Annotated in this window: 15 protein-coding genes; 6 read left to right on the top strand and 9 right to left on the bottom strand. The window is 68.9% G+C overall.

Annotated features, from left to right (window positions below):
* Positions 1 to 7 precede the first annotated feature (7 nt).
* Positions 8 to 3,163: a DUF6519 domain-containing protein gene (locus tag ACTWJ5_RS16105; protein ID WP_444439481.1), complete on the top strand. Its 3,156-nt coding sequence runs from the start codon at positions 8 to 10 to the stop codon at positions 3,161 to 3,163.
* 12 nt (positions 3,164 to 3,175) lie between these two features.
* A complete protein-coding gene (locus ACTWJ5_RS16100; protein ID WP_444439479.1) occupies positions 3,176 to 3,682 on the top strand; it encodes a tail protein X in 507 nt (168 codons plus the stop codon).
* Between the two features lies 1 nt (position 3,683).
* On the opposite strand, the gene ACTWJ5_RS16095 is transcribed toward ACTWJ5_RS16100, so the two are convergent.
* Together ACTWJ5_RS16095 and ACTWJ5_RS16090 are read right to left on the bottom strand one after the other, a co-directional pair.
* The gene (locus ACTWJ5_RS16095; protein WP_444439477.1) at positions 3,684 to 4,697 is read right to left on the bottom strand and encodes an ABC transporter substrate-binding protein; all 1,014 of its coding nucleotides are present in this window, start codon (positions 4,695 to 4,697) and stop codon (positions 3,684 to 3,686) included.
* A 1,170-nt stretch (positions 4,698 to 5,867) separates the two neighbouring features.
* The gene (locus ACTWJ5_RS16090) at positions 5,868 to 6,350 is read right to left on the bottom strand and encodes a sigma-70 family RNA polymerase sigma factor (protein ID WP_074980881.1); all 483 of its coding nucleotides are present in this window, start codon (positions 6,348 to 6,350) and stop codon (positions 5,868 to 5,870) included.
* Between the two features lie 161 nt (positions 6,351 to 6,511).
* Between ACTWJ5_RS16090 and ACTWJ5_RS16085 the strand changes: the two genes are divergently transcribed.
* Positions 6,512 to 7,516, top strand: a complete 1,005-nt coding sequence (locus ACTWJ5_RS16085; RefSeq protein WP_074980882.1) for a FecR family protein — start codon at positions 6,512 to 6,514, stop codon at positions 7,514 to 7,516.
* A gap of 209 nt (positions 7,517 to 7,725) precedes the next feature.
* Positions 7,726 to 10,188: a TonB-dependent siderophore receptor gene (locus ACTWJ5_RS16080; RefSeq protein ID WP_444439474.1), complete on the top strand. Its 2,463-nt coding sequence runs from the start codon at positions 7,726 to 7,728 to the stop codon at positions 10,186 to 10,188.
* Positions 10,189 to 10,618: 430 nt separating this feature from the next.
* On the opposite strand, the gene ACTWJ5_RS16075 is transcribed toward ACTWJ5_RS16080, so the two are convergent.
* The 5 genes from ACTWJ5_RS16075 to ACTWJ5_RS16055 all read right to left on the bottom strand — a co-directional run bounded on the left by ACTWJ5_RS16075 (position 10,619) and on the right by ACTWJ5_RS16055 (position 14,698).
* Complete coding sequence (locus tag ACTWJ5_RS16075; protein WP_444439472.1) at positions 10,619 to 11,119, bottom strand: VOC family protein; 501 nt, start codon at positions 11,117 to 11,119, stop codon at positions 10,619 to 10,621.
* A 117-nt stretch (positions 11,120 to 11,236) separates the two neighbouring features.
* Positions 11,237 to 12,343, bottom strand: a complete 1,107-nt coding sequence (gene zapE / locus ACTWJ5_RS16070; protein WP_444439470.1) for a cell division protein ZapE — start codon at positions 12,341 to 12,343, stop codon at positions 11,237 to 11,239.
* Between the two features lie 9 nt (positions 12,344 to 12,352).
* A complete protein-coding gene (locus ACTWJ5_RS16065; protein ID WP_074980886.1) occupies positions 12,353 to 12,856 on the bottom strand; it encodes an OmpA family protein in 504 nt (167 codons plus the stop codon).
* Positions 12,831 to 14,138 (bottom strand): diguanylate cyclase domain-containing protein, encoded by a 1,308-nt coding sequence (locus ACTWJ5_RS16060; RefSeq protein ID WP_074980887.1) that lies wholly within the window; start codon positions 14,136 to 14,138, stop codon positions 12,831 to 12,833. Before ACTWJ5_RS16060 ends, ACTWJ5_RS16065 begins: the two co-directional genes overlap by 26 nt.
* Positions 14,135 to 14,698, bottom strand: a complete 564-nt coding sequence (locus ACTWJ5_RS16055; protein WP_116424456.1) for a YfiR family protein — start codon at positions 14,696 to 14,698, stop codon at positions 14,135 to 14,137. The genes ACTWJ5_RS16060 and ACTWJ5_RS16055 overlap by 4 nt, the downstream gene beginning before the upstream one ends.
* A 274-nt stretch (positions 14,699 to 14,972) precedes the next feature.
* On the opposite strand from ACTWJ5_RS16055, the gene ACTWJ5_RS16050 reads away from it, so the two are divergent.
* Complete coding sequence (locus tag ACTWJ5_RS16050; protein WP_444439467.1) at positions 14,973 to 15,614, top strand: HD domain-containing protein; 642 nt, start codon at positions 14,973 to 14,975, stop codon at positions 15,612 to 15,614.
* 17 nt (positions 15,615 to 15,631) lie between these two features.
* On the opposite strand, the gene ACTWJ5_RS16045 is transcribed toward ACTWJ5_RS16050, so the two are convergent.
* Positions 15,632 to 16,531, bottom strand: coding sequence for a LysR family transcriptional regulator (locus ACTWJ5_RS16045; protein WP_444439465.1), 900 nt, complete (start codon positions 16,529 to 16,531; stop codon positions 15,632 to 15,634).
* Positions 16,532 to 16,653: 122 nt separating this feature from the next.
* Here ACTWJ5_RS16045 and ACTWJ5_RS16040 point away from each other — a divergent pair, with 122 nt between their 5' ends.
* Positions 16,654 to 17,412 (top strand): SDR family NAD(P)-dependent oxidoreductase, encoded by a 759-nt coding sequence (locus tag ACTWJ5_RS16040; protein WP_074980891.1) that lies wholly within the window; start codon positions 16,654 to 16,656, stop codon positions 17,410 to 17,412.
* 1,198 nt (positions 17,413 to 18,610) lie between these two features.
* On the opposite strand, the gene ACTWJ5_RS16035 is transcribed toward ACTWJ5_RS16040, so the two are convergent.
* Complete coding sequence (locus tag ACTWJ5_RS16035; protein ID WP_009621849.1) at positions 18,611 to 18,931, bottom strand: DUF2025 family protein; 321 nt, start codon at positions 18,929 to 18,931, stop codon at positions 18,611 to 18,613.
* Positions 18,932 to 18,992: the final 61 nt, after the last annotated feature.

The raw sequence follows: 18,992 nt of genomic DNA, 5'->3' as shown, positions 1-18,992 counted from the left end.
TCCCGCCATGAGCTTCGATCTTTCGCGCATCCGCTTCGACGCCCGCCGCGATTTCCTCGGCGTGGTCATGCAACAGGGCCGCGTCCAGCTCGACGCAGACTGGAACGAATGGGTCGCGCAATTGGCGCGGCGCCTGCAGGCCGGCAGCCTGGACGGCTTCGGCGGCAACGTGGTGCCGCGCATCACCCCCGACGGTTTCCGCATCCAGGCCAGCGGCGGCAAGCTGAGCATCGGCGCCGGGCGCATCTACGTCGACGGCCTGCTGGCGGAGAACCACGGCGCCGCGCCCCTGGCCTGGGAACCACGGCTGGCCGGCCTGGCCGGCAGCGCGCCGCTGGACTACGCCGCGCAGCCCTACTACCCGAACCCGCCGGCGCTGCCCGAGGGCGGGCCGCACCTGGTCTACCTGGACGTCTGGCAGCGCGAGGTGGACCCGGTGCTGGCCCCGGACCTGGTGGAGAAGGCCGTGGGCGTCGACACCACCGGGCGCCTGCAGACGGTCTGGCAGGTCAAGCTGCTGGCCGGCATCGGCGACGGCACCTGCGCCACGCCCGACGCCGAGCTGCCCGGCTGGCTGGCCGCCAGCGCGCCCTCGGCGGCGCGCCTGAGCACCGCCACCGGGGTGCCGGACTTCGAGCCCGACCCGTGCCAGGTGCCGCCGGCCGCCGGCTACCGCGGCCTGGAGAACCAGCTGTACCGCGTCGAGGTGCACCAGGGCGGGCCGCTGGGCACCGCCACCTTCAAGTGGTCGCGGGACAACGCCACGGTGGCCTCTCGCGCCACCCACATCAACCCGGCGCGCGACCGCATCACCGTGGAAAGCCTCGGCCGCGACCAGGTGCTGTGCTTCCACGACGGCGACTGGGTGGAAGTCAGCGACGACTGGCGCGAGCTGCACAACCTGCCCGGCGAGCTGCGCCGCATCCGCGTCGCCGGCGGTGTGGACGAGACCGCGCGCACCCTGCAGTTCGACGTCGCGCTGCCGGCCGGGCTGTTCCCCACCGACGCCCAGCAGGCCACCGAGGCGGCGCGCAACACCCGCGTGCGGCGCTGGGACCAGGCCGGCCTGGTGCGCCGCGAGAACGGCAGCCAGCTGCTGGACCTGAACGCCCCCGGCGCCGCCGGCGACATCCCAGTTCCCGCCGCAGGCACCCGGCTGTTCCTGGAGAGCGGCATCCTCGTCGAGTTCAGCCTGGCGCCGGCCGGCGGCCAGTTCCACAGCGGCGACCACTGGGTGTTCGCCGCGCGCACCGTCGACGCCAGCATCGAACTGCTGGAGCAGGCGCCGCCGCTGGGCATCCACCACCACTACGCGCGCCTGGCGGTGGTCGACTTCCCCGACGACGAGACCGACTGCCGCGTGCTCTGGCCGCCCATCGCCGAGGGCGAAGGCTGCGACTGCAGCGTCTGCGTCAGCGCCGAGGGCCACAATAGCGGCGCGGCCACCATTCAACAGGCCATCGACTCGATCAAGGACCACGGCGGCACCGTCTGCCTCGGCATCGGCACCTACAACCTGCGCGAGCCGTTGAACATCGACGGCGCCCGCTCGCTGCGCATCCGCGGCCAGGGCTGGGCCACCCTGCTGGTGGCCGGCCAGCCCGGCACCCTGCTGAACATCGAGGCCAGCATCGGCGTGGCCCTGGAGAACCTCAGCCTGCTCGGCTCGACCAACCGCGACACGCCGGCCATCCTCGCGCGCAACACCCTGGACCTGCGCGCCGAGCACATCAACGTGGTGTGCCTGGCGGTGGGCGACGGCACCAGCGCGGCCATCGGCCTGGCCGGCTACGCCCTGGGCGCCTACGTCGGCGACTGCGCGCTGGTGGCCGAGCGCGGCATCGTCCGCGCCGGCGAATACCTGCTCGGCGCCGAGCTGCAGGTGGCGCGCAACCTGTTCATCTGCAGCCAGCGCGCGCTCAGCTTCGACGGCATCAGCCTGCACTACGGCAACACGCGGATCGCCGGCAACCTGATGCTGGGTGGCGGGCAGGCCGCGCTGGTAGCCACCGGCGCGGCGCTGCCCGGCGCGGTCTTCGACATCGACGGCAACGTCATCCATACTCGCGGCGCCGGCATCCGCGCCGGGGTCGACGGCCTGCGCATCCGCGCCAACGAGATCAACGGCCTGGACGGGGACAGCGGCGACGGCATCGTCCTCGAAGAAGGCCTGGACCCGGTCGCGCTGGACGGCGTGCGCATCGAGGGCAACCGCCTGGCCCGGCTGCAGGGCAACGCCATCCTGATCCGCCAGCGGGTGGAGAACGCCATCATCACCGGCAACAGCTTCGACGCCATCGGCCTGGGCGCGCTGGTGATGGGCGAAGGCGGCGCCGCCGGGGTGCTCGCCTTCAGCGGCAACCGCTGCCAGGGTCTGGGCCTGGCAGCCGACCTCAAGGGCGGCGCCTATGCCGCCATCCAACTGGTGCGCGTCGACCAGGCCGACCTGTGCGACAACCAGCTCGCCGAGGTGGCGCGCGAGGCCAGCGACCTGGCGGCGCTGGACAGCATCCGCACGGCGGCGGTGCGGCGCCTGCGCATCAGCGGCAACCGCCTGCTCGGCATCGGCCCGGACCGCAGCGGCGCCGAGATCACCGGCATCCACCTGCTGCCGCCCTTCGACCGCGCGCTGCTGCAGGCCAACCAGGTGGAACGCCTGGGCGACGACCCGGCGCAGAAACCGGTGATGAGCCTGTGGCGCGCCATCCGCGTGGCCAGCGCGGCGGCCGGTTCGGCGCTCTACGCAAGCCCGGCGCAGGTGGTCGAGGGCGCGCAGCTGAGCTACCTGTTCACCGCCAGCCAGGTGTTCGCCCTGGCCCCGCGCGCGGCCGACCTGGCGATCCAGGACAACCAGCTGCGCAGCCACGCCAGCAGCCTGCCGCTGGTGCTCTGCGCGGCGCTGGACAACTGCCTGTTCGCCGGCAACCGCTGCCAGGCGCTGGACGGCAACGACCAGCAGCCGCAGCTGGGCGCCTTGCAGGGGCGCACCCTCAACGCCAGCAACAACCGCCTGATCGGCCGCGAGAAGCTCGACACCCTGCACCTGAGCACCCAGCTGGAACGGGCCATCGTCATCGGCAACGCCAGCAGCGGCAATATCAGGGTGCTCAGCGGCGCCACGGTGCCCAACGACATCAACCTGTGCAACCTCATCGGCGTCTAAGGAAGGTGCAGCATGCCCGTCATCCCGTTCCGCGGTGAAAAGAGCCTCGGCGAAATCGCCGACAAGCTGTACAACCGGCTCACGGCGAAGCAGCGCGAGAAGGTCGAGAGCGCCCTGCTCCAGCAGAACCCGCAGCTGGCCGACCTGGCCGCGCTGCCCGCCGGCACCCTGGTGCGCCTGCCGCAGATGCCGGAGCTGAGCGCCAAGGCCCGGGCCGGCAGCCAGGGGCCCCAGGCCGAGGTGGCCGCGCAACTGGGCGACGGCCTCGGCGCCTACGCCAAGCAGTTGACCCTGCGCTACCGCCAGGCCATGGCGGCGCTGGCGGAAACCCAGGCGCTGCTGGGCGACGACGAGCTGCGCCGGGCCATCGCCAAGGAGCCCGCCCTGCAGGCCCTGGCCAAGGACATAGGCCCCGCCTGCGAGGCCCGCGCCAAGCAGCTGGAGCAGCGCCAGAAGGCCGCCAGCGAAGGCCTGAAGCAGGCCCTGGCGGACCTCCAGGCGGGGTTCGGCAAGGGCTGATTCAGAGCGCGGAGGCGACCTTGGCCCGCGCCGTCTCAGGCAGCCAGGCCCGCCACACCTGCGGATGCGCCTTGAGGAACTCGCGGGCGGCATCGCGCGGGGCCTGGCGCGTCTCGCTCATCTTCGCCAGGGCGGCATTGAGCTCGGCGATGGGGATGTCGACCTTCTCGAACAGCGCCACCAGCTCCGGGTAGTCCTTGCCGAAGGCCGCGGAAACGCCGATGGACAGGCGCGCCGGCAGCGACTGGCAGCCGCGCGGGTTGGGGTTGCTGGCGTCCACCAGGGTCTTCCAGGCCTCGGCGTCGAAGGGCGGCTCCTCCAGGCGCACCAGCTTGTAGCGGCCCATCAGCGGCGTCGGCGACCAGTAGTAGAACAGCACCGGCTTGCCGCGGCGGATGGCCGAGGCGATCTCGGCGTCCATGGCCGCGCCCGAGCCGCTGCGGAAGTTCACGTAGCTGTCCTCCAGGCCGTAGGCCTTGAGCTTCTGCGAATTGACGATCTCCGAGGTCCAGCCAGTGGGGCTGTTGAGGAAGCGCCCCTTGTCCGGCGCCTCGGCGTCGCGGAACACCTGACGGTAGCGCGGCAGGTCGCTCACCGAGCGCAGCTGCGGCGCGGCGGCGGCGATGCCGCGGGCGGGGTCGCCGTGGATCACGTAGTCCGGCACCCACCAGCCCTCGTTGGCGTTCTTCACGATGTCGCCCAGGCCAGCCACCTTGCCTTCGGCCTCGGCCTTGATCCAGGCGGGGCTGCGCCCGGCCCACTCCTCGCCTATCACCTGGATGTCGTTGTGCGCCAGGGCCGTCTCCAGGCTCACGGTGCTGCCGGGCAAGGTGTCGGTGGGATAGCCGTAGCCCTGCTCCACCAGCAGGCGCAGCACCTCGGTGATCAGGCTGCCGCTCTCCCAGGTGAGCTCGCCGAAATGGATCGGCTTGCGCTCCTCGGCCGCCTGCGCGCCCTGCGCCAGGAGCCCCAGGGCCAGCAGCGCGGTCCCCAGCCAGCGGTTGATCGAATGCATCGGGTCGTTCCTTCTTCGAGCCGGCCACAAGGCCGGTGCCAGGTCGAAGGCGCGCCGGCAAGCACGCCGCGTCGCCACCCGCGCGAAAGCGGGCCGGCCCTGTATTGATAGCCGAAACTCACGCCGCGCGCCGCAACCGGACGCATCGCCGCGCCCATCGCCCTGGCCCATATGCACTATCAAGCGCATTCATCATTAGCCTGCGAACAATTTGCTATCTTATTACCCCATCAGGTGTTGCTCACCTGGTTTTGAAGCATCAAGGCCGTTACCACCCCCCGCTTCCCCCGCGACTCGGTAACGGCCTTTTTTTTCGCCTGCGATTCAGGGTTGGGATTGCGCGGCGGGCTCCAGAACACCCTCACCCCAGCCCTCTTCCGGAGGGAGAGGGGGCCGTTTGGCGTGGGTGGATAACACAGCGTTAGCCGACGGGTTCGTAGGGCGTATAACCGTTCGCGGTTATACGCCGTTGGCCGGCGCGCCGATGCCTTCATGGGACTGTAGGAGCGAGCTTGCTCGCGAACGGAGCTTCCCGGCGGCGTAGGTGCTGGGTTCAAGAGCGCCCTCTCCCCAGCCCTCTCCCGCAAGCGGGAGAGGGGGCTGTCCTGAGCGAAGGGAGAATCCTGAGTCATCCTGAAATGCCTATCTCCCCCCACGTCATTCCCGCGAACGCGGGAACCCAGTGACTGCGGGGTTCGCGAGCAAGCTCGCTCCTACGAAAAGCAAAAGCGCTTTTGCTCTTGGGATTTCCAGAGAAACGTCCGAGCGCACCGGAACGCCCCTTCAGAAGGCCGAACGAAACCCGCGCTCAGGAGGTCATGCGACATGGATGTCGCGAGAGCCCCGCGGGCTACAGGGACGTACCCTCGGGGCGGGCCTCCGTGGCGGGGGAATTCGCGAGGGTAGCCCGACTCTGTCGGGCCCGTATGCGGGGCAAGCCTTTTTGGTTCCTTTTGTGGCGTTTGACAAAAGGGACTCGCCCGAGGGGGCGAAACAAGAGACATCAACGCACTCGGAGCGGCGCGCTACACCGAACCCAACCCAAAAAGTCTCTGGGTTCCCGCGTTCGCGGGAATGACGAGGTGTGAGGATGGTGCCTGACCAACAAGCCGCTCAACCATGAAAGACGCATAACGCCCCAAGCGTTATCTGCCGTTCCCACCAAAACCCCTACCCCTGCCCACCCCACTGCAACAACCGCTGCCGACAATGCCGCATGGCATTGACGATATGCTTCTCCACCATATCCCGCGAAATCCCCAAACGCTCAGCGATCTCGGCATGGGAACACCCCTCGACCTTGCGCAGCAGAAACGCCTCCCGACAATTCTCCGGCAACTGCTCCAAGGCACGACGCAACATCAGCAACTGCTGTTGCTGGATAGCCTCGGTCTGCGGACAACGCTCATCGAGGCAACCTTCACGGTCCAGCGCCTCCAGATCCTCGTTGCGACGAATACGCGCCCGCCGGCGCAAATCGATGCTGAGATTGACGGCAGTCTTGAAGAGGAACGCCCGCGGCTGCTCGATGCGCTCCTCGGCCTTGCGGTCGAGCAGGCGCAGGAAAGTCTCCTGGGTCAGGTCCGCGGCGGCATGGCGGTCCCCCAGGGTGCGACTGAGGAAGGCGGTCAGTTCCTGGTAGTAGCGAATCAAGAAAAAAGCGCTCCGCCCGTTAGGGGGCTTGCGGGTAAGATCGGCTCTCGCAGCCGACGCTGGCTGACAGCCCGCGTCGGAGGTAATTATAATCACTCGCATCAAGCCGAAAAGAAAGCGTGATCTGGGCACACTTCGCCGCCCAGTCGTGGAAGCCTTCGATGAACCAGCCCCCCGCCGAGCATGACGACCAGAGCCTGAGCGCCGAAGCCGCGCGTTGGTGCTCGCGCCTGCACGAGGCGGACTGCACCCGGGCCGAGCGCGACGCCTTCGACGCCTGGTGCGCGGAAGACCCGCGGCACCGCGACGAATACCTGGCGATGCTGGAAATCTGGCGCCTGGCCGATCGCCTGCAGGCCCCGGCGCGAGCGCCCCTGTCGCACACCCGCCGGGCCACGACGCGGCCACGGCGCTCGCGCATCAGGCGCTTCGCCACTGCCGCGGCCATCGCCTGCCTGGCGCTGGGCGCGGTCTGGTCGACGGGCTGGTCCGCCGGCTGGCTGCCGTCGCGCATCGGTTACTACAGCGCCACGGACGCGCCGCGCGAAGTGCGCCTGGCGGATGATTCGCAAGTGCGCCTGAACGCCCACTCCAGCCTGTTCTTCGCCCTCTACCGCGACCGCCGCGACGCCCGCCTGGGCAGCGGCGGCGAGGCCTACTTCAGCGTCAGCCACAACGCCCTGCAGCCGTTCACGGTACGCACCGACAACGGCAGCGTGCGCGTCACCGGCACCCGCTTCAACGTCTGGACCGACGTCAACCAGATGCTGGTCACCCTGCTGGAAGGCTCGGTGATAGTCACCCCGCCGCCTGGCGTGGACAGCAACGCCGCCCAGCTGACCCCGGGCATGCAGGCCCGCTACAGCAGCGCCACCGGGCAGCTCGAACTGGCCCAGGTGGCCCCGGGCGACGCCATCGCCTGGCTCGACGGCCGCCTGGTGCTGCAGGACCAGCCGCTGCAGGCGGCCATCCCGCAGATCAACCGCTACCTGGCCCACCCGGTGCGCCTGGGCGACCCGGTGGTGGCGGCCATGCGCATCGGCGGCATCTACGACACCAGCGACCTGCAGGCGCTGGTCGATTCCCTGCCCAAGGTGCTGCCGCTGGAGATGCGCCGCCACGACGACGGCAGCATCACCCTGGCCAGCAGGTACGCGCCGCTCTGAGCGTTGCGTCTGTCTCTTCGTAGGAGCGAGCTTGCTCGCGAACGAACTCCGCAGCGGGGCTGATTCGCGAGCAAGCTCGCTCCTACGAAAAGCCGTTACGAAAAGCCGTCGCTTCTCCCTCCCATCCATGCCCGCGAAAAAAAGTCTTCCGGTTTTTTCCGGTAGCCGCGTCATAGAAGGCTAATCATTCGCATTAATAACAAAACTGCATGGATCATAGGAGTGTCCCAGTGAACCGCAAGCCCCTGCACAGCAAGCGCAGCCCCCTGGCCCGCCTGGTCGGCGCCGCCGCGCTCGGCCTGACCCTGAGCGCCACCAGCGCCTTCGCCGCGCCGGTGCGCATCGATATCCCGGCGCAACCGCTGGCCTCGGCGCTGACCAACCTCGGCAGCCAGGCGCACCTGCAGATCATCTTCAACCAGGCCCAGGTGCAGAACCTGCGCAGCCCCGGCGTGCACGGCGAGATGGAGCCGGCGCGGGCGCTGGAGCAACTGCTGCGCGGCACCGGCATCCGCTACCAGGTCGACGGCAGCCGCGTGACCCTGCTGGGCGCCGACGCCGCCGGCAACGACACCCTGGCGATGCCGGCCCAGGTGGTCACTGCCGCCCCGGAAGGCACCGACAGCTACGTGCCGCGCACCAGCACCAGCGCCAGCAAGACCGACACCCCGCTGCTGGAAATCCCGCAGTCGGTCTCGGTGATCACCCGCAAGCAGATGGACGCCCAGGGCGTGCAGAACGTCAGCCAGGCGCTGCGCTACGTGCCCGGCGTGCGCGTGGAGACCTACGGCCAGGACCCCAAGGGCTATGACTGGCTGTTCATCCGCGGCTTCAACGGCCAGACCACCAGCGACTACCTCGACGGCCTGCGCCAGCTGAACAACAGCTACACCTTCTTCCGCACCGAGCCCTATGCGCTGGAGCGCATCGACGTGGTCCGCGGCCCCTCCTCCACGCTGTTCGGCCTGGGCGATGCCGGCGGCATCATCAACCGCGTCAGCAAGCTGCCCACCGCCGCCGGCGTGCACGAGGTGGAGCTGGGCTTCGGCAACCATGACCGCATCCAGGGCCGCTTCGACATCGGCGACCGCCTGGTGGACGACGGCAGCCTGCTGTACCGCGTGGTCGGCGTGGTGCGCAAGGCCAACACCGAGTTCGAATACGACGACGGCCACGAGATCAAGGACGACCGCTACTACGTCGCGCCCTCCTTCACCTGGGCGCCGGACGAAGACACCAGCTTCACCTTTCTCAGCAGCTTCATGAAGGACGACAGCGGCGGCACCGTCGCGGTCAACACCCCGCAGTACGGCCACACCGACAACACCCTGCTGGGCGACCACAGCTTCAACCACTCGTACCAGGACCAGTTCACCCTGGGCTACCAGTTCCGCCACCGCTTCAACGACAGCGTCGAGTTCCGCCAGAACCTGCGCTACGGCCAGGTCGATTTCATCCTCAACAACATGCTGCCGCTGGGCACCGTGAAGAGCGCCGTGCCGGCCCTGGCCGCGCTGGTCCCGTCCCTGGCCAACGACGTCCTGCGCTCGCCGCGGCGCTGGGATGAGCACATGAACGCCTTCACCGTCGACAACCAGCTGCAGTTCGACTTCGACACCGCGGGCATCCAGCACACCCTGCTGACCGGCATCGACTATTCGCGCACCGAATCCGACGTCAAGCGCTACTTCGAGAGCCTGAGCCTGGCCAACCTGTCGTACTTCCTGCCGCTGCTGCTGAACCCGAGCAACCCGAAATACGGCCTGAACATCAACCGTCCGAGCACCATCCAGGTCAACTACGACCAGGACATCGACGCCGTCGGCTACTACGCCCAGGACCAGATCCGGTTCGACGACAACTGGCTGCTGACCCTCGGCGGGCGCTACGACAACGTGCGCAGCAGTACCGACGACCACATCGCCGGCAGCCACACCCTGGCCAAGGACGACGCCTTCACCGGCCGCGTCGGCCTGACCTACCTGACCGACTTCGGCCTGGCGCCCTACGTGGCCTACTCCGAATCCTTCGTGCCCAACAGCGGCATCGACGGCAACGGCAACACCTTCGACCCGAGCACCGCGCACCAGTGGGAGACCGGGGTGAAGTACCAGCCCACCGACAAGCTCCTGCTGACCCTCGCCGGCTTCGAGATCGAGAAGACCAACGTGCTCACCAACGAGGTGCTCAACGGCGTCAGCACCGGCTTCCAGAAGGCCACCGGCAAGGTGCGCTCGCGCGGCATCGAGGCCGAGGTGAAGGCCCAGCTCGACGAGCACTGGGACCTGCTGGGCTCCTACACCTACACCAAGACCAAGATCCTCAAGAGCAACAACGGCGACGAGGGCAACCGCTTCGCCAACGTGCCCGAGCACATGGCCTCGGCCTGGCTCAACTACACCTTCCGCGAGGGCATGGCCAACGGCCTCAGCGTCGGCGGCGGGGTGCGCTACACCGGCTCGGTGTACGGCGACAACGGCAACACCTTCCACGTCGACAACTACACCCTGTACGACGCCGGCGTGAGCTACCCGGTGAACAAGAACGTCACCCTCTCCTTCGCCGCGCAGAACCTGCTCGACGAGAAGTACGTGACCACCTGCGACGACATCGCCGAGTGCTACCCGGGCGAAGGCCGCACGGTGCTGACCAGCGTCAAGTACGCCTGGTAGGCCCAGGCCATTCCCCTGTAGGAGCGGACCTTGTCCACGATGGCCGGACGCCCCGGCGCGTTTCGCGGATAAGATCCGCTCCTACGCCACCCCATCCACGCCATGCCAATGTAGGAGCGCGCCCTGCGCGCGATTTCGCGGGCAGGGCCCGCTCCTACAGGTTGCCGGGAGGCACGGTATTTCTTCCCCGTAGGAGCGGACCGTGTCCGCGATGGCCGGACGCCCCGGCGCGTTTCGCGGATGAGATTCGCTCCTACGCCACCCCATCCACGCCATTCCAATGTAGGAGCGGGCAAGGGTGCGCCGAAGTGATTTTCGTAGGAGCGAGCTTGCTCGCGAACAGACTCCGCTGCGGGGCTCATTCGCGAGCAAGCTCGCTCCTACGAGAAGCCATGCTCGCCTGCTACAATCGTTCGCGGTTGTACGCCGCTCAGGCCCCGTCGTAGGCCCCGCGCAGCGCCGCGATATCCAGCTTCTTCATGCCCAGCAGCGCCTGCATCAGGCGCTGCGACGCCGCCGTCGCCGGGCCGGCTATCAAGTCCGCGAGCACGGCCGGCACTATCTGCCACGACAGGCCATACCTGTCCTTCAGCCAGCCGCACTGCTGCGCCTCCACCGGGCCGCCGGCGGACAGGCGTTCCCAGTAGTGGTCGATCTCCTCCTGGCTGTCGCAATTCACCTGCAACGACAGCGCCTCGCTGAACTTGAACAGCGACCCGCCGTTGAGCGCGGTGAAGGCGACGCCGTCCAGCTCGAAGGCCACGGTCATCACCGAGCCCGGCGAGTGGCCGTGGATTTCCTGGCCAGCCTCGCCGTAATGGCTGACGGCGCCGATGCGCGAGTTGGGGAAGATGGCCGTGTAGAAGGCCGCGGCCTGCTCCGCCTGGTCGTCGAACCACAGGCAGGGGGTGATGCGCTGGATGCGGGACATGGGCTGTCTCCTCGTCTGGGCGCGCGGCCACCGTGGCCGCGCCCTGTTCCTGGTCGTCCGGCGGGACGCGGAATCGACAAGTCTGGAACAGCTCCGACGAACGCGCCCGCGCGCCGCTCAGCGGCCGAAGCGGCTGGTCTGCATCTCGCGCAGGCGGCTCAGGGTGCGGCGGAACGGGAACTCCAGGCCGCCCTGGGTGTACAGCGCCTCCAGCGCCACCTCGGCCTCCAGGTACAGCGGCACGCCACGGTCGTAGCATTCGTCGACCAGGGCGATGAAGCGGCGCACGCCGTCGTCCCGGGCCGACAGCGCCGGCAATTGGCGGTCGCCGGCCACCACCCGCCGCGCGCCGTCCTCGGTGCCGCGGGCGATGCGCGCCTCGCGACGCTCGCCGCCCAGCTCGGGGATATCGCCGAGCAGGATGGCGTGGAAGCGATCGCACAGGCCGATGAAGTCCTGGGCCGACCAGGGCCGCTCGCAGAGGTCGGCATAGCGGCACCAGAGCACCCCGCGGCCATGGCGCACCACGGCCAGTTCGCGGTTGCCCAGCGCCAGCGGCGCCTCGCTGCCGCTGCCGGCCAGCGCGGCGAACACGTAGCCCAGGGCGCTGGGCACCCCGGCGCGGCACAGCCAGTAGCGCTGCACCGGCGCGCCCGGGTGCAGGCGGTGGTCCTGGCCGCCGTCGGTGGCCAGCACCTGCATGTGGCGCTCCAGGGCGGCGATGGCCGGGAGGAAGCGCTCGCGGTTGAAGCCGTCGGCGTACAGCCCCTGGGGCGGCTGGTTGGAGGTGGCGACCACCACCACGCCTTGCTCGAACATGGCCTGCAGCAGGCCGCCCAGCAGCATGGCGTCGCCGATGTCGCTGACGAAGAGTTCGTCGAAGCACAGCACCCGCACCTCGCCGGCCAGTTCGGCGGCCAGCGCCTGCAAGGGCGCGGCGGTGCCGGACAGCTGGAACAGGCGGCGGTGCACCCACTGCATGAAATGATGGAAATGCTGGCGCCGCGCGGGCACCCGCAGGCTGGCGTGGAAGCGGTCCAGCAGCCAGGTCTTGCCGCGCCCCACCGGGCCCCACAGGTACACGCCCGCTGGCCGCTCGCCACGGTGCAGGGCCGCCTGGCATTCCTCCAGGCGCTGTGCCGCGTGCCATTGCGCGGCATCCTCGACGAACCCCCGCTCGCTCACAGCGAGGCGGTAGGCAGCCAATGGCGAAGACCGCTCCACGGCGACTCCTTACTCGGCCGGGACGATGATGGAGACCCGGCGGTTCTCCATGCGCCCGGCGGCGCTACTGTTGTCCGCCACCGGGCGCTGCATGCCGCGGCCGATGACTTCGAGGTTGTCCCGGGGCATGCCGATGCCGGCCAGCACCTGGGCCACAGACTGTGCCCGGCGCACCGAGAGCTGCTGATTGTAACCCGCATCGCCGTAGGAATCGGTATGGCCTTCCAGGCGCAGCTTGTCGATGCCCACCGCCAGCAACGCATGGCCGATGCGCTCGACCTCGCCGCGGCTGGACAGGTCGATGCTGTCGACGTTGTTGCCGAACAGCACCTTGCTCGACAGCCCCAGTTCCCAGCCCTCGTCGCCCAGCTGGAAGCCCTGCTGCTGGAGGGCCGCGACCTGCTCGGCGCTCAGCCCCTTCTGCGGCGCCGGCGGCGTCTGGCAGCCGGCCAGCAGCAGCGTCAGCAGCAGGCCGATGAACAGGCGGCTAGGTTTCAGGGGCTTGGCTATCACGGGCTATCTCCTTGTAGTCCTCGGTGTTGGAATCCGTGTCCTCGCCGGCCAGGCTGCGCATGCCCCGGCCGCGGCGCTTGGCCTGGTACATGGCGCCGTCGGCGCGGTGCAGCAGCTCGGCCAGGGTACGCCCGTGGCGCGGGTAGAGCGCCACGCCGACGCTCAGCGAGGTGCTGATGCTGCTGCCGTCCGGCAGGGCGATGGGCGCCGCCATGCTGGCCAGGATGTCGTCGGCGACGCGCAGCGCCGCGCGGCTGTCCGGCAGCGGCGCCAGCAGCACGGCGAATTCGTCGCCGCCCAGGCGCGCCACCAGGTCGCTGTCGCGCAGCTGGCCGCGGATGCGCTCGGCAATCGCTACCAGCACCCGGTCGCCGGCCGCATGGCCGAGTTCGTCGTTGATCGCCTTGAAGCGGTCGGAGTCGATGTACAGCACCGCTGCCTGTTCGCCGCGCTGGGCCAGTTCGCGCAGGGTGCGGCTCAGGCGGCCCTCGAAGAAGGCGCGGTTGGGCAGGTGGGTGAGGCTGTCGTGGTTGGCCTGGTGCGCCAGGGAGGCGTTCTCGCGCTCCAGGTGCTGCTGCCAGGCTTCCAGCTCGTCGAGCAGCGCGTTGAAGTCGCCGCCCAGCTCGTCCAGCTCGGCGATGCGCGCCGAGGGCACGCGCCGCGAGAACTGGCGGTCGCGGCGCACCGCGTGGGCCACCCGGGCCAGGCGGTCGAGCGGCGTGACGATGCGGCTGACCATGCGCCGCGACAGGTAGAAGGCGCCCAGGGCGGTCAGCAGCAGGCAACCGAGCATGCCGCCCAGGCCGGTGATCAGGAAGGTCAGCAGGCGCCCGCCGGAGCCGGTCAGGCGGATCTCGCCGATCTGCCGGCCATCGTGGACGATGGGCTGCACTTCCTCGTGGTTGAGCCACCAGCGCCCGACGAAATGCCGCAGCGCGCTCACCCCGTGGCCGCGCTCCCAGGTCGCCAGCAGGCGGCCCTGGGCGTCGTACACGGCGCAACGGCGCACTTCCTCGGTGCTGGCCACCAGGCGCAGGGCCTCCTCGGCGGCGGCGCTGTCGTTGAACACCACCGCGGCCTCGACGGTGTAGGCCATCGAACGGCCGATCAGGTGCAGGTTGTGCTCGGCATAGGCGCGCAGGGTGAGCAGGCCGACCACCGCCACCGCCAGCCCGGCCATGCACACCGAGGCCAGGGCCACCCCCAGGTGCGCGCGGTACAGCAGGCGGCCCAGCGACTTGCGCCGGGTGCTGCGGCGCTCGGTCAGGCGCGGCAGGTTCATGGCTGGCCCCTCCGCCGGCCGAGGTTGAGCACGTTGGGGTGCACCCGCACGCCGCTGTGCGCCACCGAATCCAGGTTCACCGCGAAGGACGGCGGCGTGGCGCTGAAGTCCAGGCAGAACACGCTGCCGACGCTGCAGTCGGGGTCGTGCTCGCTGAGCGACAGCACCGGGTGCCCGGCGACCCCGGCGAACGCGCGCCGGCGCTGCGCCTCATCCAGCAGGCCGAGGTAGAGCACGTTGCAGCGCTCGCCCAGGGCGGGGTCGTCCACCTGGGCGCGGCGCACCTCGACGCGGCGGCCGTTGGCCTGCAGCAGGCTGCCCCGGCGCAGCAGGGCCTCGGCGTATTCGCTTTCGCCCAGCACGCACAGCTCCAGGGTCTGCGGCTCCCGCGGCCAGCGCACGTAGCTGAGGATGCCCAGCAGCATGCCGCGCAGGGCCGCGCCGTCGCCGTCCGCGGCGCCGGAAGCCGCCAGGCACAGGGGCGCCGCCAGCACCCACAGGGTGAGTACCAGGGCACGCTGCAGCAGTGCGGGACGAAGGGCGGGAGAAACGAAGGACACGATGACGGCTCGGCGAGTACCAATACGGCGACAGCACGCGCGGCATCTTAATGGATTGCGGCAGGAATGTGACGTAGAGCTGACTTTTAGTTTGACCTGAAACAAGTTTCGTCAGTTTTATGACGTCATTTTCAGCAGAGGCTTACCAAAGGTTGGCAGCGCATCGGCTTCGCTTGGCAGGATCCGATCCTCTGCATCGATTGCTGCCAAGGCGGCGCGGGCTTCCAATGGGGCACGGCAGCACAGCGCCGCAACCACTCACCAGGAGGCCGCCATGACCCTCGACATCCAAGGGGTGAAAGTTCCCGACAGCCAGCTCGCCCGCGAGATCACCGAACTGGTGCGCGACACCGCCACCCCGCTGCTGTTCCACCACTCCTCGCGGGTGTACTACTGGGGCGCGCTGGCCGGCGCGCGCCGGGGCCTGCAGTACGACGCCGAGCTGCTGTACGCCGGCGCCATGTTCCACGACATGGGCCTGCTGCCGCGCTACTGCAGCAAGTGCGAGCGCTTCGAGGTGGACGGCGCCGACTGCGCCGCCGGGTTCCTGCGCAGCCACGGCATCGCCGAGCGCGACGTGGAGACCGTGTGGACCGCCATCGCCCTGCACACCACGCCGGGCATCCCGCAGCACATGCGCGCGGAGATCGCCCTGGTCACCGCCGGGGTGGAGATGGACGTGCTGGGCATCGACTACGCCGAGTTCCCCGAAGCCGTGCGCGACGCCGTGGTGGCCGCCCACCCGCGCGGCGGCGACTTCAAGAACGACATCATCGAAGCCTTCTACCAGGGCATCAAGGACAAGCCGCAGACCACCTTCGGCAACGTCAAGGCCGACGTCCTGGCGCTGAAGGACGCGCAGTTCGAACGCGCCGACTTCTGCCGGATCATTCTCGACTCGGACTGGCCGAGCTGAGGTTGCCCGCGGCCGGCTCAGAGGCCGGCCACCTCCTCCACCAGGCCCTGCAGCCACTGCATGAACAGCCGCACCCGCGGCGGCTGGCGGCGGTGCGCGTAGAGCAGCGTCACCTCCAGCGGCGCCGGGCGCAGGTCCGGCAGCACCTCCACCAGGCGACCGTCGGCCAGGTAGTCGCGCAGGCCGTGGCGCGGCGCCTGGATGATGCCCAGCCCGCCCAGGCAGGCGCCCTCGTAGGCCTCGGCGTTGTTCACCGTCACGCTGCCGGCCATCGGCAGGAAGTGCGTCCTGCCCTCGCGGCGGTATTCGAAGCCCGCCGGGCGTGTGCCCAGCACGGGGACGTAGTGCACCAGGCGATGCCCGGCCAGGTCGTCCAGGCTGCGTGGGATGCCGAAGGCCTGCAGGTAGGCCGGGCTTGCGCAGTTGAGCTGCTCGAAGCCGCCCAGCGGGCGCGCCACCAGCGAGGAGTCCGCGGCTCCGCCCACGCGCAGCACGCAGTCGAAGCCCTCGCGCACCAGGTCGACGCGGCGGTCGGTGCTGCTCACTTCCAGTTCCAGCTGCGGATGGCGGGCGGTGAATTCGCCCAGGCGCGGCATCACCACCTTGCGCGCCACTATGGTCGGCATGTCCACCCGCAGGCGCCCGGCGAGCACCTCGCCGTCGCGGCGGAACAGCCCCTGCAGCTCGTCCATCTGCGCCAGCAGCTCCTTGCTACGCTCGTAGAACACCAGGCCGTCCTGGGTCGCCCGGACCTTGCGCGTGGTGCGCTGCAACAGGCGGGTGCCGAGCAGTTCCTCCAGCGCCTGGACCTGCTCGGAAACGCTGGAGCGCGGCAGCCCCAGTTGCTCGCCGGCCTGGGTGAAGCTGGAGAGTTCGGTGACGCGCACGAAGGTGCGCAACAGTTCGGGCTTGATCATGGGCGGCGGGGCCTGCGGATTGTTCGGCTATGACGAGCAGTATTTCCGATTCCGCCAGGTTTATCAGCAAACAGCAGGACAATAACCTTGTCCCCGAAGCCAACCCCCACAGGAGCCACGCCATGTCCCGCAAGATCGCCCTCATCACCGGCGCCAGCCGCGGCCTGGGCCGCAACGCCGCGCTGCACCTGGCCGAAGCCGGCGTCGACATCATCGGTACCTACCGCAGCCAGGCCGACGAAGCCCGCATCGTCGCCGACGAGATCGAACAGCACGGCGCCCGGGTGCGGATGCTGCCCCTGGACGTCGCCGACAGCGCCAGCTTCTCCGACTTCGCCCAGCGCGTGGAAAGCGTGCTGAAGGAGCACTTCGGCCGCCCGCAGTTCGACTACCTGGTGAACAACGCCGGCATCGGCATCCACGCGGCCTTCGCCGAGACCACCGAGGCGCAGTTCGACCAGTTGCTGAACATCCAGCTCAAGGGCCCCTTCTTCCTCACCCAGAAGCTGCTGCCGCTGCTCGCCGATGGCGGGCGTATCCTCAACGTCTCCACCGGCCTCACCCGCTTCGCCCTGCCCGGCTATGCCGCCTACGCGGCCATGAAGGGGGCGATGGAGGTGCTGACCAGGTACCAGGCCAAGGAGCTGGGCGGGCGCGGCATCTCGGTGAATATCCTCGCCCCCGGCGCCATCGAGACCGATTTCGGCGGCGGCCTGGTGCGCGACAATGCCGAGGTCAACCGGCAGATCGCCGGCAACACCGCGCTGGGGCGTGTCGGCCTGCCGGATGACATCGGTGGCGCCGTGGTGGCGCTGCTGGCCGATAACAGCCGGTGGATCAATGGCCAGCGGGTGGAGGCCTCTGGCGGCATGTTCCTCTGAGGGCCGGTCCACGCTCTGCTGCGTGTCGGCATAACTGCGTTAAAAGCAGGCGAGGGAGCGTAATGCTGTTCACTTAAGAAAGAATGCCGTTTCTCTCCATGAGAGAAACGGCATTTTCATGTGGGGTGGGGCTAGGGCTTCGTTTGCGGCTCTTGGGCCTGCGCTCCGACCTCAAGCCCGTCATTCCCGAGAATGCGGGACGCGGCTCCATCGCGAACAGCGCTTGCGCTGGCCCGAAGGGGAATAACCCAGAGACTTGAGAGCTTGGTGTACCGCGCCGCTCCGAGTGCTCGGATGTCTCTTGTTTCGCCCCCTCGGGCGAGTCCCTTTTGTCAAACGCCACAAAAGGAACCAAAAAGGCTTGCCCCGACATACGGGCCCGATGGAGCCGGGCTACCCTCGCGAACTCCCCCGCCACGGAGGCCCGCCCCGAGGGTACGTCCCTGTAGCCCGCGGGGCTCTCGCGACATCCATGTCGCATGACCTCCTGAGCGCGGGTTTCGCTCGGCCTTCTGAAGGGGCGTTTCGGTGCGCTCGGATGTTTCTCTGGAAGTCCAAAAGCAAGAGCCAGAGCAAGAGCGGGCGTGCTCTTCGTTGGAGCGAGCTTGCTCGCGAACCTCTCGAACTGGCCGGTGACATCTGCGCCCGCGTTCAACTCCGCCCCCTCTCCCTAACCCTCTCCCTGAAGGGAGAGGGAACCGTTGGGCAGGGCTTGATGGTATGGCGTTAGCCGGCAACCTCGGTGATTTCCGACTGAGGAGTATCAGGATGACCCAGGATTTTCCTCACGCTCCGAACGGCCCCCTCTCCCTTCAGGGCGGGGCGCGCAGCCGAGGGCTGGGGAGAGGGTTGCGGACTCCGCCCCCACACCTCTGCCAACCCTGACTCCGCTCCCGCTTGAGAGGGGACCGTTCGGCATGAAGCGCAATCACGAAGCTCCCTGATTCCCCCCTGTCCAGCCAACCCCATCGCGGACGGAGTCCGCTCCTACGGTTCCAGGAAGCATGGGCGTAGGAGCGGACTTTGTCCGCGATCGGATTCACCGGCCCCACCGAACGCTCCGGTGGCACGGCCAACGGCGTATAACCGCGAACGGTTATACGCCCTACGTTCCCGCCTTCGCTGAACCATGAACAGCATTACGCTCCCTCGCCTGCTTTCGCTCGCGAGATCGTGACCAGCTTCCAGGCGGCGCCGGCTACTTCAGCTGGCGCTGGGCGCAGATCTCCGGCAGGTCGGTGCGTCGCAGGTAGGTCTGCAGCGCCTCGCCGAACTCCAGGCGCTCGGCGATGTTCTGCGCCTGGAGGATCTGCAGGCATTCGCGGCTGAGGGTCATCAGCTCGCCGGTCTTCTGCGCCCAGACGAACTCGCAGGCCGGGACGATGCTGTCCTCGTCCACGTCGAGGCCGAAGGAGTCCTCGCTGAAACGCACCAGGTACTTGCCGGTCTTGCGGTTGAAGCCGACGAAGCCCTTCAGGCGATCGGCGGCGGCGCAGATGTCGGCGGATGTCAGGGCCATGGTCTTTCCTCCCATTCTTTCTCGGATCGCGGCCCGCGCCCTCCCCCGGGCCAGGCCGGTG

It is taken from the genome of Pseudomonas sp. A6 (assembly GCF_052367875.1).
In the GTDB taxonomy this organism is placed as follows: Bacteria; Pseudomonadota; Gammaproteobacteria; order Pseudomonadales; family Pseudomonadaceae; genus Pseudomonas; species Pseudomonas citronellolis.
This window is presented reverse-complemented; position numbering and strand designations above follow the sequence as displayed.

Excerpts from the sequence above, each read along its gene's own strand:
- ACTWJ5_RS16105 (WP_444439481.1), top strand. The coding sequence starts at position 8 with ATGAGCTTCGATCTTTCGCGCATCCGCTTCGACGCCCGCCGCGATTTC.
- ACTWJ5_RS16100 (WP_444439479.1), top strand. The coding sequence starts at position 3,176 with ATGCCCGTCATCCCGTTCCGCGGTGAAAAGAGCCTCGGCGAAATCGCC.
- ACTWJ5_RS16095 (WP_444439477.1), bottom strand. The coding sequence starts at position 4,697 with ATGCATTCGATCAACCGCTGGCTGGGGACCGCGCTGCTGGCCCTGGGG.
- ACTWJ5_RS16085 (WP_074980882.1), top strand. The coding sequence starts at position 6,512 with ATGAACCAGCCCCCCGCCGAGCATGACGACCAGAGCCTGAGCGCCGAA.
- ACTWJ5_RS16080 (WP_444439474.1), top strand. The coding sequence starts at position 7,726 with ATGGATCATAGGAGTGTCCCAGTGAACCGCAAGCCCCTGCACAGCAAG.
- ACTWJ5_RS16075 (WP_444439472.1), bottom strand. The coding sequence starts at position 11,119 with ATGTCCCGCATCCAGCGCATCACCCCCTGCCTGTGGTTCGACGACCAG.
- ACTWJ5_RS16060 (WP_074980887.1), bottom strand. The coding sequence starts at position 14,138 with ATGAACCTGCCGCGCCTGACCGAGCGCCGCAGCACCCGGCGCAAGTCG.
- ACTWJ5_RS16050 (WP_444439467.1), top strand. The coding sequence starts at position 14,973 with ATGACCCTCGACATCCAAGGGGTGAAAGTTCCCGACAGCCAGCTCGCC.
- ACTWJ5_RS16045 (WP_444439465.1), bottom strand. The coding sequence starts at position 16,531 with ATGATCAAGCCCGAACTGTTGCGCACCTTCGTGCGCGTCACCGAACTC.
- ACTWJ5_RS16040 (WP_074980891.1), top strand. The coding sequence starts at position 16,654 with ATGTCCCGCAAGATCGCCCTCATCACCGGCGCCAGCCGCGGCCTGGGC.
- ACTWJ5_RS16035 (WP_009621849.1), bottom strand. The coding sequence starts at position 18,931 with ATGGCCCTGACATCCGCCGACATCTGCGCCGCCGCCGATCGCCTGAAG.